Source organism: Sporosarcina sp. P18a (assembly GCF_002743135.1).
Taxonomy (GTDB): domain Bacteria; phylum Bacillota; class Bacilli; order Bacillales_A; family Planococcaceae; genus Sporosarcina.
Genome location: NZ_PDYQ01000001.1, coordinates 177,359 through 192,691, shown reverse-complemented (window position 1 = coordinate 192,691; position 15,333 = coordinate 177,359). Strand labels below are relative to the sequence as shown.

13 protein-coding genes are annotated in these 15,333 nt (G+C 41.5%); 2 read left to right on the top strand and 11 right to left on the bottom strand.

Features of this window, described 5'->3' with window-relative positions; all coding sequences use genetic code 11:
- Positions 1-91: 91 nt before the first annotated feature.
- Together ccpA and CSV75_RS00960 are read right to left on the bottom strand one after the other, a co-directional pair.
- On the bottom strand, positions 92-1,093 hold the full coding sequence (gene ccpA / locus CSV75_RS00965; protein ID WP_099674378.1) for a catabolite control protein A: 1,002 nt from the start codon (positions 1,091-1,093) through the stop codon (positions 92-94).
- Between the two features lie 134 nt (positions 1,094-1,227).
- Positions 1,228-2,310 carry a bifunctional 3-deoxy-7-phosphoheptulonate synthase/chorismate mutase gene (locus tag CSV75_RS00960; RefSeq protein WP_099629610.1) on the bottom strand — a complete coding sequence of 361 codons (1,083 nt, stop codon included), beginning with the start codon at positions 2,308-2,310 and terminating at the stop codon, positions 1,228-1,230.
- A 166-nt stretch (positions 2,311-2,476) separates the two neighbouring features.
- Between CSV75_RS00960 and CSV75_RS00955 the strand changes: the two genes are divergently transcribed.
- Entirely contained in the window at positions 2,477-4,612 is a 2,136-nt protein-coding gene (locus CSV75_RS00955; RefSeq protein ID WP_369825337.1) for a cell division protein FtsA, read from the top strand.
- Between the two features lie 106 nt (positions 4,613-4,718).
- Here CSV75_RS00955 and CSV75_RS00950 read toward each other — a convergent pair whose 3' ends face one another.
- The 9 genes from CSV75_RS00950 to CSV75_RS00910 all read right to left on the bottom strand — a co-directional run bounded on the left by CSV75_RS00950 (position 4,719) and on the right by CSV75_RS00910 (position 14,468).
- Entirely contained in the window at positions 4,719-5,495 is a 777-nt protein-coding gene (locus CSV75_RS00950) for a YtxH domain-containing protein (protein WP_099674377.1), read from the bottom strand.
- A gap of 57 nt (positions 5,496-5,552) precedes the next feature.
- Positions 5,553-6,005, bottom strand: a complete 453-nt coding sequence (locus CSV75_RS00945) for a DUF948 domain-containing protein (protein WP_099674376.1) — start codon at positions 6,003-6,005, stop codon at positions 5,553-5,555.
- 164 nt (positions 6,006-6,169) lie between these two features.
- A complete protein-coding gene (gene murC / locus CSV75_RS00940) occupies positions 6,170-7,483 on the bottom strand; it encodes a UDP-N-acetylmuramate--L-alanine ligase (protein ID WP_099674375.1) in 1,314 nt (437 codons plus the stop codon).
- A 130-nt stretch (positions 7,484-7,613) separates the two neighbouring features.
- Positions 7,614-10,598, bottom strand: a complete 2,985-nt coding sequence (locus CSV75_RS00935) for a DNA translocase FtsK (protein ID WP_233191559.1) — start codon at positions 10,596-10,598, stop codon at positions 7,614-7,616.
- 198 nt (positions 10,599-10,796) lie between these two features.
- Positions 10,797-11,408 carry a YtpR family tRNA-binding protein gene (ytpR, locus tag CSV75_RS00930; protein ID WP_099674373.1) on the bottom strand — a complete coding sequence of 204 codons (612 nt, stop codon included), beginning with the start codon at positions 11,406-11,408 and terminating at the stop codon, positions 10,797-10,799.
- A complete protein-coding gene (locus CSV75_RS00925) occupies positions 11,405-12,220 on the bottom strand; it encodes a DUF1444 domain-containing protein (protein ID WP_099629605.1) in 816 nt (271 codons plus the stop codon). Before CSV75_RS00925 ends, ytpR begins: the two co-directional genes overlap by 4 nt.
- Positions 12,221-12,253: 33 nt before the next feature.
- The gene (locus CSV75_RS00920) at positions 12,254-12,772 is read right to left on the bottom strand and encodes a hypothetical protein (protein ID WP_099674372.1); all 519 of its coding nucleotides are present in this window, start codon (positions 12,770-12,772) and stop codon (positions 12,254-12,256) included.
- Positions 12,773-12,850: 78 nt separating this feature from the next.
- On the bottom strand, positions 12,851-13,366 hold the full coding sequence (locus CSV75_RS00915) for a DUF84 family protein (protein WP_099672529.1): 516 nt from the start codon (positions 13,364-13,366) through the stop codon (positions 12,851-12,853).
- Positions 13,367-13,394: 28 nt separating this feature from the next.
- On the bottom strand, positions 13,395-14,468 hold the full coding sequence (locus CSV75_RS00910; protein ID WP_099674371.1) for a M42 family metallopeptidase: 1,074 nt from the start codon (positions 14,466-14,468) through the stop codon (positions 13,395-13,397).
- A gap of 202 nt (positions 14,469-14,670) precedes the next feature.
- Here CSV75_RS00910 and CSV75_RS00905 point away from each other — a divergent pair, with 202 nt between their 5' ends.
- Positions 14,671-14,985: a peptidase M4 gene (locus tag CSV75_RS00905; RefSeq protein WP_029052835.1), complete on the top strand. Its 315-nt coding sequence runs from the start codon at positions 14,671-14,673 to the stop codon at positions 14,983-14,985.
- Positions 14,986-15,333 lie beyond the last annotated feature (348 nt).

Here is a 15,333-nt window from a genome sequence, read left to right as displayed (position 1 = left end):
TGCTCTTCTCATTTATACCTTTTTAAAAATAACGTATGAGTGTTGTAGATTCAAAACACGCATTACTTTCGTTACAGGCAGCGACTCCGACCTACTTCCTAACCGATTGCCGCTCTTCCAAATAATACGGTAGAATAACTTCTGTCTCTTCTACTTCTTCTTTGTTCATTAACTTCGTTAACAAACGCATCGATACGGCACCAAGGTCATACAAAGGCACCACAATCGCGGTCAACTGTGGACGAACAATACGCGCAAGAATAGAGTGCTGGAAACAAATAATCTCCACATCCTCAGGAATTCTAAGATTCTCATCACGCACACCATTCATAATACCTATGGCAACTTCATCACTGCTCGTCATGACAGCCGTTGGAGGATCAGACAGCTTACCTAGTACACTCCAGCTCTCGTAAGCATCATCATACGTATTGTCAGTTTCCACGATCAATGACTCATCGATCGTCATCCCTGCTTCTTCCAACGCACGAATATACCCAACACGTTTGCACACACGATTAATGTCACGCGTAAAAGGTCCCGAAACAAATGCAATACGCTTATGGCCATTGTCAATCAATTTTTTTGTTACTTCATATGCGGCCTGTTCATGATCAATATTGACAGATGGTAAATTGGTTTCAAAATCCAATGTTCCTGCCAAGACGATCGGAACGTTCGCTGTCTTCATTTCTTTTCGTACTTCAGGTGAAATAGAATCACTCATGAAGATCAATCCATCTACTTGTTTGCCTAAATGATCTTCAAACAACTCCACTTCTCGAGAGGTACTCTTGTCCGAATTGGAAATGATAATATTGTACTCATACATCGTGGCAACGTCTGCAATCCCTCTGGATAGCTCTGCATAGTAACTCTTGGACATATCGGGGACAATTACTCCAATCGTCGTAGTACGCTTGCTAGCTAGTCCACGAGCGACGGCATTTGGCCGGTACCCCAATCGTTCAATACAGTCCAATACTTTTTTGCGAGTCGCCGGCTTCACGTTTTGATTGCCGTTCACTACACGTGAAACCGTTGCCATCGATACGTTTGCTTCTCTTGCTACATCGTAAATAGTGATAGCCATTTTTGCTCCTCCTGTCTTTATTCTTTACTAGTATACCGTGTTCTACTGGATTTTTGTGTTTTTCTGTGTAGAAATCTGTCATTATATACAGAAAAACACCGACCTTTACTAATAAAGGGTCGGTGTTGGATGTTTTAGATCGTTTGGTGTGTGTTCATGAAGCGAGTCATCTCTTCGTAGAACTTGTCAAACTGCTCAATATCCATTTGCTGCGCTGAATCCGATAATGCTACGGCTGGATCCGGATGAACCTCTGCCATAACGCCGTCTGCTCCTACTGCAATTGCCGCTTTCGCTGTTGGAAGCAATAAGTCCTTACGGCCAGTGGAATGTGTAACGTCCACAAATACCGGTAAATGTGTTTCTTGCTTCAAGATTGGAACAGCAGAGATGTCCAGCGTGTTACGAGTAGCCGTCTCATATGTACGAATACCTCGCTCACATAGCATAATCTCCGTATTACCTTTAGAAATAATATATTCAGCTGCATTGACGAACTCAGAAATCGTTGCAGACATTCCGCGCTTTAGAAGGACTGGCTTATTGACCATTCCAGCTTCTTTTAACAGTTCAAAGTTCTGCATGTTACGCGCACCGATTTGAATCACATCGACGTATTCGAGTGCTTCCTCTAAGTGCGATGGTGTAATGATTTCTGTGACGATAGAAAGTCCAGTTTCATCTGCAACCCGCTTTAGAATTTTTAAGCCTTCAAGACCTAAACCTTGGAAATCATATGGAGATGTACGTGGTTTGTAAGCTCCTCCACGAATCATCGTTAATCCTTTTGCTTTAATGGACTTGGCTACTGCCAAAACCTGTTCGTAAGATTCTACTGCACAAGGTCCAAATACGAAAGATGGATGTCCGTCTCCGATTTTATGGCCGTTTACGTCAACAATCGTGTCTTCAGGTTTTTTAGTACGGGATACGAGCAATGCATTCTTCTGCTCATCTTGCTGTACTTCAAGTGCCGACATGAAAATAGATTTAAATACCTGCTCCAGGATACCGTCTGGTAAAGGGCCATGGTTTGCCTTCTTTAAGACGTTGAGCATCTCGCGTTCGCGAATCGGATCATATCTATTTACACCTTGCTTTTCTTTTAACTTACCAATTTCTTGGATAACGCCTGTACGTTCATTGATCAATTCTAGAATATCTAAGTTCAACTGATCGATAGTACCTCTCAACTCACCTAAATCTTGCTTGCTCATAATACCTGTCTCCTCCCCGTACATATCTTCCTTTTCTAACACCGGAATCTATGGTACATTTTTATATAATAGACCTAGTATAATGAATACTCTTAGAAAAGTCACGCAATTTCATCGAATAATTATATATTCACTATTTTCACATAGAAAAAAACTTGAAAAGAGGTTGGAAATCCTGGCTACTAAGTTATTCGCTCTTGACATCGGAACTCGCACCGTTGTAGGGATTGTACTAGAAGAACAAAACGATTCATTCCATATTGTGGACTTGATTTCTAAAGAACATAAAGAGCGATCGATGATTGATGGACAAATACATAATATTTTAAGCGTGGCGTCTATAATTCAAGAAATAAAAGAAGAATTGGAACATATTCATGGTCCTCTACATCGTGTCAGTGTTGCGGCAGCTGGTCGTTCATTGAAAACAGCAGAGGGAACTGTGACGGTAGATATTTCTGATCGCACATTGATGTCCAACGAAGATATTAATCGATTGGAATTAGTAGCTGTACAAAATGCACAGGAAAAATTACTATCCGATCATCAATCACAAGAGGATGATCACTATTATTGCGTAGGGTATTCTGTTTTATACTACAAATTGCAAGATGAAAAGATCGGTAGTCTCATTGATCAAAAAGGGAAATCTGCGACCGTAGAAGTCATTGCTACATTTTTACCACGAGTCGTTGTAGAATCCTTACTTGCCGCGTTAAAGCGTGCCGATTTGGAAATGGAGGCTTTAACACTCGAGCCAATCGCTGCTATTCATGTGCTCGTTCCCCCTTCCATGAGAAGATTGAATATCGCATTGGTCGATATTGGTGCCGGCACATCTGACATTGCCATTGTTAGGGATAATACCGTCACAGCATATGGAATGGTACCCGTTGCGGGAGACGAAATGACTGAAGCGCTAAGTGCACATTACTTGCTCGATTTTCCTATTGCTGAACAAATGAAACGTCAAATTCATAGTCAAGACATATTGACATTTCAAGATATTTTAGGATTTGAACAAGAAATCTCTTCAGAAAAAGTGATTGATGTAATTAGACCTTCAGTGAAACATGTAGCACTGTCGATCGCAAATGAAATCAAACGATTGAATCTCAACTCTTCTCCACAAGCCGTAATGATTGTGGGAGGTGGAGGATTAACACCTACTCTGACGAAAGAAGTGAGTACGCAGCTAGACCTTCCAGAGAACCGCGTAGCCATTCGAAGTCTCGATGCACTCTCAGGCGTTACACTTTCAGGCCAAATCGAATCTTCTCCTGCACTCGTAACGCCAATCGGTATTGCGATTGCAGCACAAAGAGCTCCCATTCATTACATTACCTTAACAGTCAACGACCAAGCCATTCGATTATTTGAACTAAAAGAGCTTACAGTGGGCGATACACTGCTTGCCGCCCGCGTTACTGCCCGTCAGTTATACGGCAGACCCGGACTCGCACTGACTGTAAAAGTAAACGGGCGATGGAGAACACTTCCTGGCGAGCACGGCTCATCTACAACCATCCTATTAAACGGCACTGAAGCCAGCACTAAGGATCCTGTTAACGATCATGACCGCATAGAGCTATTGTTCGGTAAAGATGGCACAGACGCCACAGCGACTGTCAGAGACTTAGTAGATGCGCCTGAACCGATACGTTATCAGCTCGACGGAGTGACGCAGACAGTTACGGGTAAAATTTTGCTCAATGGAAAGACGGTTACAATGGATACTGAGATTGCGGATCGGGATGAACTGACGGTGAATCCGGCGAATCGAATAAAAGACGTACTAACGTCTCCTATACGTTCAGGGACAGATTCGTTCACTGTGACATGGAACGGAACTCCCCACCGCCTAAAGAAACGCGAGACCCTCTACATCGCAAACGGACAAGAAGTCTCTGCTGACTATCAGATTCACGCAAACGATATCATTGAAACGCGTCAACCTTCCTCCCTTTCCTTAAAGGAAATAGCAAGGGATTTAGATATCGTTCTAGAAGAGCGTGCCGATGTAACATTTAATGATGAGCCTGTGACGATCAAAAAACCACGAACCGCCGTTTATGTAAATGGACAACAAGCAAGTCTTGACTACCAAGTACAAGCTAACGACCAAGTGGAGTTCAAGTCGTTGCCCACTTCTCCTATACTATTCAGTGATGTATTTTCATTCACTGATTTTTCCTTACCGTCTCAATCTACCACTGCCTATCAATTAATGCGTAATGGCGAATCCATTGGCTTCAATGAATTGATATTCGGTGGAGATCAACTACGTATTCTATTTGTTTAAAAGCTACGCTGTGCGGAAATAACGCATGGCGTAGCTTTTTCTTTATGGCTGTTCTAACTAATCGTACACATAGAAAAAACCTTCCCGTGAAGGAAGGTTTTCGCTATTATTTAGAATGAATTTTGTTGTTGTTGTTTGAAGACGAGTTGTTAGCTTTAGATTGATTCGTATTCTTTTTAGCAGAAGCATTTGTATTAGGAGATTTAGTCTCATTGTTTTGGTTAGCAGATTTGTCGGCTTTAACCTGATCTGCATTTTTGTTTGTTGTTTCTTTTACTTTTGAAAGTTCCCCAGACTTTTCATTGTTTTCTTTTGAACTTTTATAATCAGTTGCCTCTTCACCTTCAGATGATACAGTACCATCATCCATCGGAACATTTGTTTTTGATTTAGCAGACTTCACTTTGTCAACTAGCTGTTCTGATTGTTCTTGCAAGTTTTGGGACAACTCAGAAGTCTTCTCTTTTGCAGCTGTAGTGAACGCTGCAGTTTTTTCTTTTGCCGTATCCGTAAAGTCAGCTGTGTAATCTTTTGCTGCACTTGAAAATTCCACTGCTTTATCTTTTGCTGTGCTTGAAAACTCTACCGCTTTATCTTTTGCCGTTGAGCTCAATTCAATACTCTTGTCTTTTAATTGTGAAGCTTGTGTAGTGAAATCTTCACGCATTTCACGGCCTGTCTTCGGTGCTAAGAACAATGCAGTCGCAGCGCCGATTACCCCACCGATGATTGCGCCGGCAATGAAACTACCTGTACCGTTGCTATCCTCATCATACAGATCATTAGTTGAACGATATGTGTAGTTCGCTGGATATTGTGGTTGGCCATACGTATTTGAGTAGTTACCTTGGTTGTCGTTATAGTTCGGTTTGTTTTCTGTCATTTTTTCTTCCTCCTGTGAATTAACTATTTTTGTATGTTTTAAAGGAAAATGCTTGTACTAGGAGCGCGATTTGTATACTGTCCAACCAGCGGACGTTTTAGGTTGCCGTTCTTTTACTTGATCATATAGATTAACTGCAACGGTTCCCCACTGTACGACTTGCGCGATTTTGTCACTGTTTTGTTCGGCGTTTGTAGTTACTGAGCTCGAGATCCGATGAACTGATTGATTGAGAGTGTTCACCGAGTCACCTACTCTTTTTACCGCATCCACCACAGTGTTCAGCTTGTCCGCTTTTCCTTGTAAATCTTCAACCAGCTGATTGGTTTTTTGAAGAAGTTGTGTACTTTCTGTAGTCACTCCCTCTAATTGCTTTGATAAGTCACCTACTGTATGCGAGACACTCTGTAAAGATGTCTTTAACGACCCCAGTGTCATAGCCAGACTTACACAAAGAATAAGAAATGCGATTGCGGCAATCACTGCTGCAACGTAAAGTAAATTGATCACTTACGTTATCCTCCTAGAGCATATTCTTACGAAAACTTTACCCCTCTTTGAGAGTTTCTAAACTTTTCGTCCTATACTCCTGTTCGACATAACTGGGTGATATCCTTTATCGAAACCAAAAAACCTAAAAAAAAAAAAGAGAAACAGCCCTCTCATAAAAGAGATTAGGCTGTTTCTTCTTTCGTAATATCAGAAGTAAATTGTTTTAAATATAATTGGATATCTCCGGCTCCCATAAAAAGAATGACAGAATGTTTATGCGCTGCTAAATCTGACATATCTTCTATCTTCAAATGTTGGGAATTGGGGATTTTATCTATCAAATCGTGAATCGTTAAACTACCGACTTTCTCCCGTGCAGAACCAAAGATGTCACATAAGTACACATGATCTGCTTCAGACAGACTTTCTGCAAATTGATCTAACATCGCTGCTGTTCTGCTGAATGTATGCGGTTGAAATACCGCAATCACTTCACGATTTGGATATTTTTGACGTGCCGAATCCAATGTTGCACGGATTTCGGTAGGATGATGTGCATAATCATCCACAATGACACGGTCATCTACTTCTAAGACAGAAAAACGTCTTTTTACGCCTGTAAACGTCGCAAAGCGTTCATTCACAATGTCAGCTGGAATATTTTCATAATGACATAGTGTAATAACACTCAACGCATTTCTAATAGCATGATCGCCTGTTAATACAATGGTGAAACGGTGATAGAATTCATTTCGAATGAACACATCAAACGAACAGCCGTTTTGATCTTTTTCAATATTTGCTGCGTAAAAGTCATTGGATGAATCCAAGCCATAATAGACAATCGGAACTTGACATTGAAGTTTCTGAAGATTGTCGTCGTCACCACAAGCGATTAATGCCTTCTTTACTTGACTCGCCATTTGTCCGAAAGCGCTCAAAATATCGTCCAGACTTGTGAAATAATCCGGATGATCGAAATCAATATTCGTCATGATAGCATAGTCTGGATGGTAGGCCAAAAAGTGTCGTTTGTATTCACACGCTTCAAATACAAAGTTCTCCGCATTCTCGGTACCTTTACCTGTACCGTCCCCTATTAGGTAAGAAGTTGGCGCAAAGCCACCCAATACATGCGCAAGCAAGCCCGTTGTAGACGTTTTACCATGTGTACCCGTAACACCTATGGAAGTAAATTGTTCCATATAGTCGCCTAAGAACTCATGGTAACGAATAACTTCTATACCAAGTTCTGCTGCCCGTAGTAATTCAGGATGTTCATCTTTAAATGCGTTTCCTGCAATCACTTTCATGCCCGGCTGAATATTATTTTCATCAAATGGCAGTACTTTTATATTTCGTTCATGTAAGGGGTCTTCAGTGAAAAAGTACTTTTCCACATCAGAACCTTGAACCTCATACGAAGAGTCATGTAGCAACTGGGCAAGGGAACTCATTCCCGATCCTTTGATACCAGTAAAATGTAACAATGTCATATTGAAACCTCCCGGGAGTTCTTTCATCCCACTTTTTATCTTCCATTGTCCAGTGATGGACGAGAAGATTATTTCTTGTCATAGTATATCATGCGTTCAATCAAACCTTTAGATAGGAACTATGCATTCATTATTTCATGAAGCTTTCAAATGCTTGTTCAGTCAAAAAGACGTCGCGCGGTCTGCTCCCTCTTTGCTCAGATATAAATTGATTTGCTTCCATTCGGTCGATTAACTTTGCCGCCCGGTTATAGCCGATGCTGAAATGGCGCTGTAATGACGAAGTGGATGCACTCCCCTGCTCAATGACAAAGTTGCAGGCTTGCTCAAATAATGGATCCGATTCCTCTTCTCGGACAGCGGCTGCTAGCAAATCTTCTTGGCCGAATAAGTAATTCGGTTCTGCTTCATTACGAACATGTTCTATTATACGCTCGATCTCATCATCCGTGACAAATGTCCCCTGAAGACGGACAGGAGCCGATTGGCCATTGCCTAAATACAGCATATCTCCCTTACCAAGTAAACGATCTGCCCCTACTGAATCTAAAATAGTTCTTGAATCTACTTGTGAAGACACAGCGAATGCTATACGAGTTGGGATATTGGCTTTAATTGTTCCGGTAATGACATCAACAGAAGGTCGCTGAGTTGCGATGATTAGATGAATGCCACACGCCCTGGCTTTCTGAGTGATTCGGCTGATCGACACTTCTACATCCGCAGGTGCCATCATCATTAAATCTGCTAACTCATCAATCACTACTAGGATATAAGGCATCTTTAAAGAGAAACGTCGTGATGCCATGACCATTTCGTTATAGCGTTCAATATTACGTACTCCGGAATGCGCGAATAGTTCATAGCGTCTTTCCATCTCATTAACTGCCCATTTCAATGCCGCAGTCGCCGCTTTTACATCTGTAATAACCGGACTTAACAAGTGTGGAATGCCATTATATGGTGCCAATTCCACCATTTTCGGATCAATGAGCAATAGTTTCAGATCATGATGTGAAGCTTTATACAACAAACTGATCAGTATAGAGTTGATACAAACGGATTTACCGGAGCCTGTAGCACCCGCAATCATTCCGTGCGGCATCTTCCGTAGATCAATTGTTTGCGGCTCCCCTGTCAAACTAAGCCCTAATACAGCTTCAAGGGGCGAGTCTGATTTCATAAATGAATCACTATCAATAACCTCTGAAATTCGAACTGCACGTGTTTTGCGATTCGGAATTTCAATACCAATCATACTTGTACCTGGAATCGGCGCTTGGATACGAATATCTCTAGCCGCCAACGCCAATTTTAAGTCGTCGGTAAGATTTCGAATTTTACTTACTTTTGTCCCCTGCATCACCGTTAACTCAAACATCGTGACGGCAGGACCTTGCACAGCTTGTTCAACCGTCGCCTGTACAGCGAAATACGAAAGAGTTTCTTCTAACGTAGCGGACTGCGCCGCAAGCCACTCTTCATCAACGATTTCTTCTTCCGGAGGTGCCAAATATTGCATCGTCGGGAATCCGTAATGTGGTGGTTCTTCTTCGATGATTTCCTCTTCAGGTTCTTCTACAATCGTTTCAGAAGTTGTAGCGACCATTTCGGTTACTTCAACGTGAGATTCTACTGCAATAGATTCTGGTTCTTCAATGGAATCCTGTTCTTCCACGTTCAGTTCTACACTATTCTTCTGTTGTTCTAGCTGTACTGATTGTGTATCTTCCAGCGATTCTGTTTGTTCCGCGACAGGGTGATCTGCATCGATTTCGACTGACGCTTCTTCTACTAATTCTTTCTTCGCTGCATTAGCTGCAATGAGTTCTTCTACTCTAGCCGCTAATTTTTCTTTATCGGATTTAAGCATCAATACATTAAAAGGCACAACTTTTTCTTTCTTAACTGGTTGTACTAGCTCCTCTTGATCATCCATTTCGAATTCTACTTCATTGGATTCTATTTCTACTTGTTCTTGTTGTTCTTCCTGTTGTTCTTCCTGTTCTTCTTCCTGTTCTTCTATCGTAACAGTTACAGATGCTTCCGAATCTACTACAATCTCTTCTGCTTCAGTTGCAACATCGTCATACATTTCTACTTCTGTTTCTACTTCAGTTTTCGCTTGCTCTGTATCTTCTATTTGTGCAAAGACTTCTTTCGATTCTTCTGACTCCACACTCGTTACTTCAGCTTCTTCGATTTCATCATGTATATCGTCGTGTATAGTTACTTCTAGTGACTCTTCCACTTGTGTTTCTTCAGTCTGTTCCACTAGTTGCGTAGGTTCTTCAGATACTTCCAATTTAGGTTCTTCTACTTCTTGTGTATTTTCTTCCGCTGAGGTCATCTCCGACTGTCTTTTTTCTGATGAACTAGCAAACAATGGTGCTTTATTTGGTTGTTGGTTGGAAATCAAGGACAATGGCAATTCTTCGTCTTGATCTTCAAATTGATCATGTAACTCTTGATCTTTCATATCTTTCTTTTCTATGACCGATTCCATAGCCTCACTGATTGGAGAACTAGTGTTCAATCCGTAGATAGGTGAAGGCACGTGCGTAGGCGAAAATGGCTTTCTGAATATCTTAGGCCTCTCTACTTTCACAGGTTCTTCTTGATGACGAGATGGTACTTCTAGTTCAGGACGTCGCGATTCATATGGTTCAATCCGTTGCGGCTCCGAGTGCATTGTACGTTCTTGCTTTCTTCCGGTAAACGGTAGAGGCAATGGATTCGATGTAGGTGGAATGATTTGGGCAAAATCTCTTTTTGCTTCTGCACGGTAGACATTTCCACCTCGCTCATAACGACCTGGCCAACGTTCATTCTGTTCCAAAGGAAGTATTTCAAATGCTTCTTCTGTTGCTTCATCTTCTAGTAAATAGTCTTTCGTATATTCATCATGATGGATCTGTGGTTCCCATCCATAAATTTCGTAGTCAGAAACTATCGGAAACCGAAAGTTTGTTTTTTTATCTTCATCAAGATCTTCGTTTGGTTTTTGGTTTTGGATTAGGTTATTTTTATCATTAGTATTTTCAGTAGTTGGTTGTTCAAATAATGGGTTATTTTTTTCAGCGCCTTCTTGCATTTGCTGAAGGCGTCTTTTCATATTCCGTAGCCAGCTCAAATATATCACTCTTTTCATATCAATCATTTCATTTTAACAGGTTACCTAGGAGGAAATCAAACAGTTCTATGTTCTTTCTGTATAAAATGATGATTTGTAACCCTTTGTAACAATAATACAAAAAAGCTTTTGCTACAAGCCTAATGAGGCTTATGCAAAAGCTTTTTCCTGTGGATATATTTACAACGTACCTTCGAAAGCTTCTCCGACTTTCTTATCGTCTTCTAATACGAGAATTCCTTTTGCGTCGGGCGCATCTTGCAGATTGAGTTCTTTAGCAGAACAGATCATACCAGACGAAGCGACTCCACGAAGTTCCGCATCACGAATGACCATACCTGAAGGCATTACAGCGCCTACTTTTGCTACGACCACTTTCTGTCCAGCTTCCACATTAGAGGCGCCACAAACGATTTGCAATGTTTCTTCTCCTACGTCTACCTGACAAATGTTCAATTTATCTGCATTTGGATGCTTTTCTTTTTCAGCAACATAGCCTATAACGAATTTTGGAGTGAAATCCAATTCCAATTCTAACGCCACGTCATTTTTCTCTAAAGCTTCTTGTATTTGTTCGCCTAGCTCTTCTGTCAGTTCTACTTGACCTACTGTTGAAACAGTGAAATAACTGGATGCATCAAATAAATTGAACGCGACTACAGTTTCTGTCTCTTCATTTTTAATCAAAGCGACATTATTTTTTCTTTCCACAGTAATTGCTGCCGGTCTTTCAGTTGTAAGTTGAACGAACAATACGTCGCCAACACCTTCTGGATTATAAAATATATTCATTTTTTCTGATCCCTTCTTGCCAATCTATTTTTCGCCATAATGAAAATCGGTTCAAGCTTACCATCTTCATAAATGAAAGACAATGATGTAACAGGTACGGCACCTGTTGTGAAAAACTGCATCGCGATCTGCGCCACGACGTCATAGCCTGTTTCATTCCGTATATCTCCAATGATTAACACATCTTGGTGAGGAACGGAAACGACCATATGCCCTTGTATTTTCTGTTCCATTTCTCTCATGAATGGCTGATTCAATATTCTGCTCGCATCATAGCCATCGTTATTGTTGATGAAGTAGAATATATTATCAGATACGACATCTTGCTTATACGTTGTCGGTAACGACTTCACTTTAAACATTGCGACTTCCTGTATTTCCTGTTCTGTCATCTGCAGATCGGACAGCATCCCTTGATCAATCAGGCGATACGTGTTTCCTAAATCTAGCGCATAGAAAATTCGTGTTTCGGCTGTATGCTCTTTCGTTAAGAAAGCTTGTCCTGCGGAACTTTCAGTTGGAAATGAAGTCGAACGGATGACAGGATAAATTGTATTTTCTCCCGCGAAGCCTTTTGCCTGTTCTTGCTCCATGGCGCGAAATGTCTCTAGGACGGTATACACCACTTCATCGATTGCACGTTCGTTTTTCTGTTCATACTTGGATAGAATTTCAGGTAATGAAATATCCATGCCTTTATGAAGAGTATGGTGGACAATCCGCAATTTGTCAGCCCGACGGTCAAATTGCCAATCAAAGTTCTCTTTAGGTAAGCGTTTCTTTAGTTCTTCTACCAAATCTTCAGCTTCCATTCGTTAACCCTCTCCTTCGCTACTCAAAATTACTTACTGGTCGTCATGTTGAACCGAACGAGCAATTTCCATCATCATTTCTAAATACGCTTTGGTATTTTCTTCATCCGTCACAGTTTCAACTTTCGCTCCTCCTACGTTGGCGATTAACTCTACTTGTTTCTCACCTTTTTGTATGACCGCAACAAAGCCAAATGTTTCATCTTTAGAAAATGTTTGTGCACCTACTAAATCATCCGGTTCATCCGTTAACAGTACGTCATAATAGACTTGACTATTTTTCTTTTCATTCGGATTAACTGTTAGATAAAATGAATCATTTCGTTTAGTTAAAACAATCTTTTGGGAAGTTGATTCTTTATCCATTCGTAGAGTTGGCGGTTTATAGAATTCAATATCGCCCACCGTTTGATTTGGTTTTTTGCTATTTAGTTCAAATACTTTTTTCGCTGAAACAAATGCATCGTCAGTACGGACTTCCACTTTCTGATTACATCCTACCAACACGACAGCCAGTAGCAACAGCAAGAAAACCTTTCCACTTCGCAACATTCAGGTTCCCCCCTTCTCTACTTTCGTTCAATTTTCTATCAGTCCTATTCTAATCGCACCCCGACGCTATTGCAATCGTCAGCTCTGTAGCGACGTGCTATACAAGAGCTGGCCAATCAATAATTGCATGATATGTTCAAATAACGCATCCCTTGGTACAAGTTGTGCCGTCAACATACCCATAGCCCCTTCTGACGTGCGTACATTTTGCTTTTTGAAATAGGCATCCACTGCATCACCAAGTTCTTTGCCACGGCGAATTTCGTCGGCCAATTCTTCTGGTAAAGGGATTTGTGCTCCTGCAGCAGTAAACGTTTTGCCTTCCGGTGTGGTGAGGGCGCCCCAATTGCAGAGATACATCGTGCCGGAAAGCATATGAACCCCGCCTTCTAAACCTATACCGAAAGCATTCTTTGCTGCAGTGATCGAACGATTGATTGCGCCTTGCCGTGTTTCTTCCTCACTCATCGGCTGTGCGCTGACGCCTGACGGAACGGACGCAAAAGAAATGGTACTGTTCTCCACGTAACGTTCAACGACCCGAACTACCGCACGTTTTTTCGCCTGATTTTCAGAGCCCAGAACAAATTCCATTCCACATCCTCATTTCATTTCTAGTCGTTTAGCAATTTTGTTTAATAGTTTCCACAGTTGTTTTATCACATGCTTTTACTAGTTTTGTAATTAATTCTTTCGCTGCTGCATAATCATCTGTGTGGATAATGGAAGCCGCAGTATGGATGTAACGAGAACAAATACCGATGACAGCACTTGGCACGCCGTTATTGGCTACATGTACTTGCCCTGCATCCGTACCGCCTTGGGATACAAAGTATTGATACGGTATATTGTGAGTTTCAGCAGTATCTAAAATGAATTCTCGCATACCACGGTGTGTGATCATCGAGCGGTCCATAATACGTAACAACGTTCCTTGGCCCAATTGACCAAATTCTTTTTTATCGCCACTTGCATCATTTGCAGGACTTGCATCGAGTGCGAAGAATAGATCAGGATCTATCATACGTGCTGCCGTTTGCGCGCCACGTAAGCCGACTTCTTCCATAACGGTTGCCCCTGAATACAATGTATTCGGCAACGTTTCGTTTTTCACTTCTTGCAACAGTTCTACAGCAAGACCGCAACCATAGCGGTTATCCCATGCTTTGGCCATAATCTTTTTTGGATTAGCCATCGGTGTGAACGGACAAATCGGCAAGATCTGCTGACCGGGGCGAATACCAAAACGCTCAGCATCGGCTTTGTCGTCAGCGCCAACATCAATCAGCATGTTTTTGATATCCATTGGTTTGCTGCGCTCTGCGTCACTCAACAAGTGCGGTGGGATAGAACCGATCACACCGGGAATTTCTGCATCTTCCGTGATGATTTGGACTCGTTGCGCCAATAACACTTGGTTCCACCAGCCTCCTAACGGCTGAAAACGAAGCATTCCGTTATCTGTAATACCAGTTACCATGAAGCCGACTTCATCCATATGTCCAGCAACCATAATTTTCGGCTCGTCTTCTTTTCCGTGCCGAACACCAAACACGCCACCGAGACCATCTTGAATTATCTCATCCGAGTTCTGTGCCAACTGCTCGCGCATAAAAGCCCGGACACGGTATTCATTACCTGGTGCGCCCGGAAGTTCAGTCAATGTACGAAATAACTCCAATGTTTCTTTTTTCATCTAAATCCCTCACTTTTTTATTGTCTATGTGTAGTATATCCACATAGTAAACAGATGAATACTAATTAGGTTAAGAATGTACTTTACACAAAAGTGCCATATTCTGCCGATTAGTAAAATTGGAAACGCTTTTGAATCGCCATGTACTTTTAAACTATGTTACACTATAAGAAAAGATTTGCGAAGGAGGCTGCAATTAGCCATGAGAGTAAAAGACTTTTTAGCTGGAATTTTAACTGGTGTTGCTGCAGGCGTAGTAGTGAATGAGGCATTTAATCGTTACAATGAAGAAGTACCTGCTGATAACGTATTGAAAAAAGTAAAAGATGCATTTAAAGAAGAAGGACCAATCGACGGTTCGTGGATTGTTATGAAACCAGAACCTTACACAAATCACGTGATTTCTATGGATGTTTACCGTGGTGGCGTTTCACGCATGAAAGACGGCAAGCTGGAGCAATTTGAATTCGCAGCCGATGCGAAAACAGGCACTGTCGTAGAGCTAGTTCGTCAGTAATCAGTAATTAACTATACGTAAAGAGGCTATCCGAGTAGTATCTACTTCTTGCGATGGCCTCTTTTTTTATTGGGTGAATTTTAAGTGCGAGGTGTATTGTGTTTTATTTTTGGTGAGTAAGAAGCGGTGATCAAACTGCGGTTTTTCAGTTGTATGTAAGATTCGGCATTATGTAGTGGTTTTGTAAACGGCATATTCCATTTAAGCACTCAAAGTAGTTTGTGATTTGACTGGCAATGCCAGTGGAGAGTCCATTGAACGTCACTTCGGCGCTGGCGGATAATGGGAAATGCAGTTCTGTTACGTGTTTTGCGTAAGAAAGTTCTGAACATCACCAAGTTACCGGTC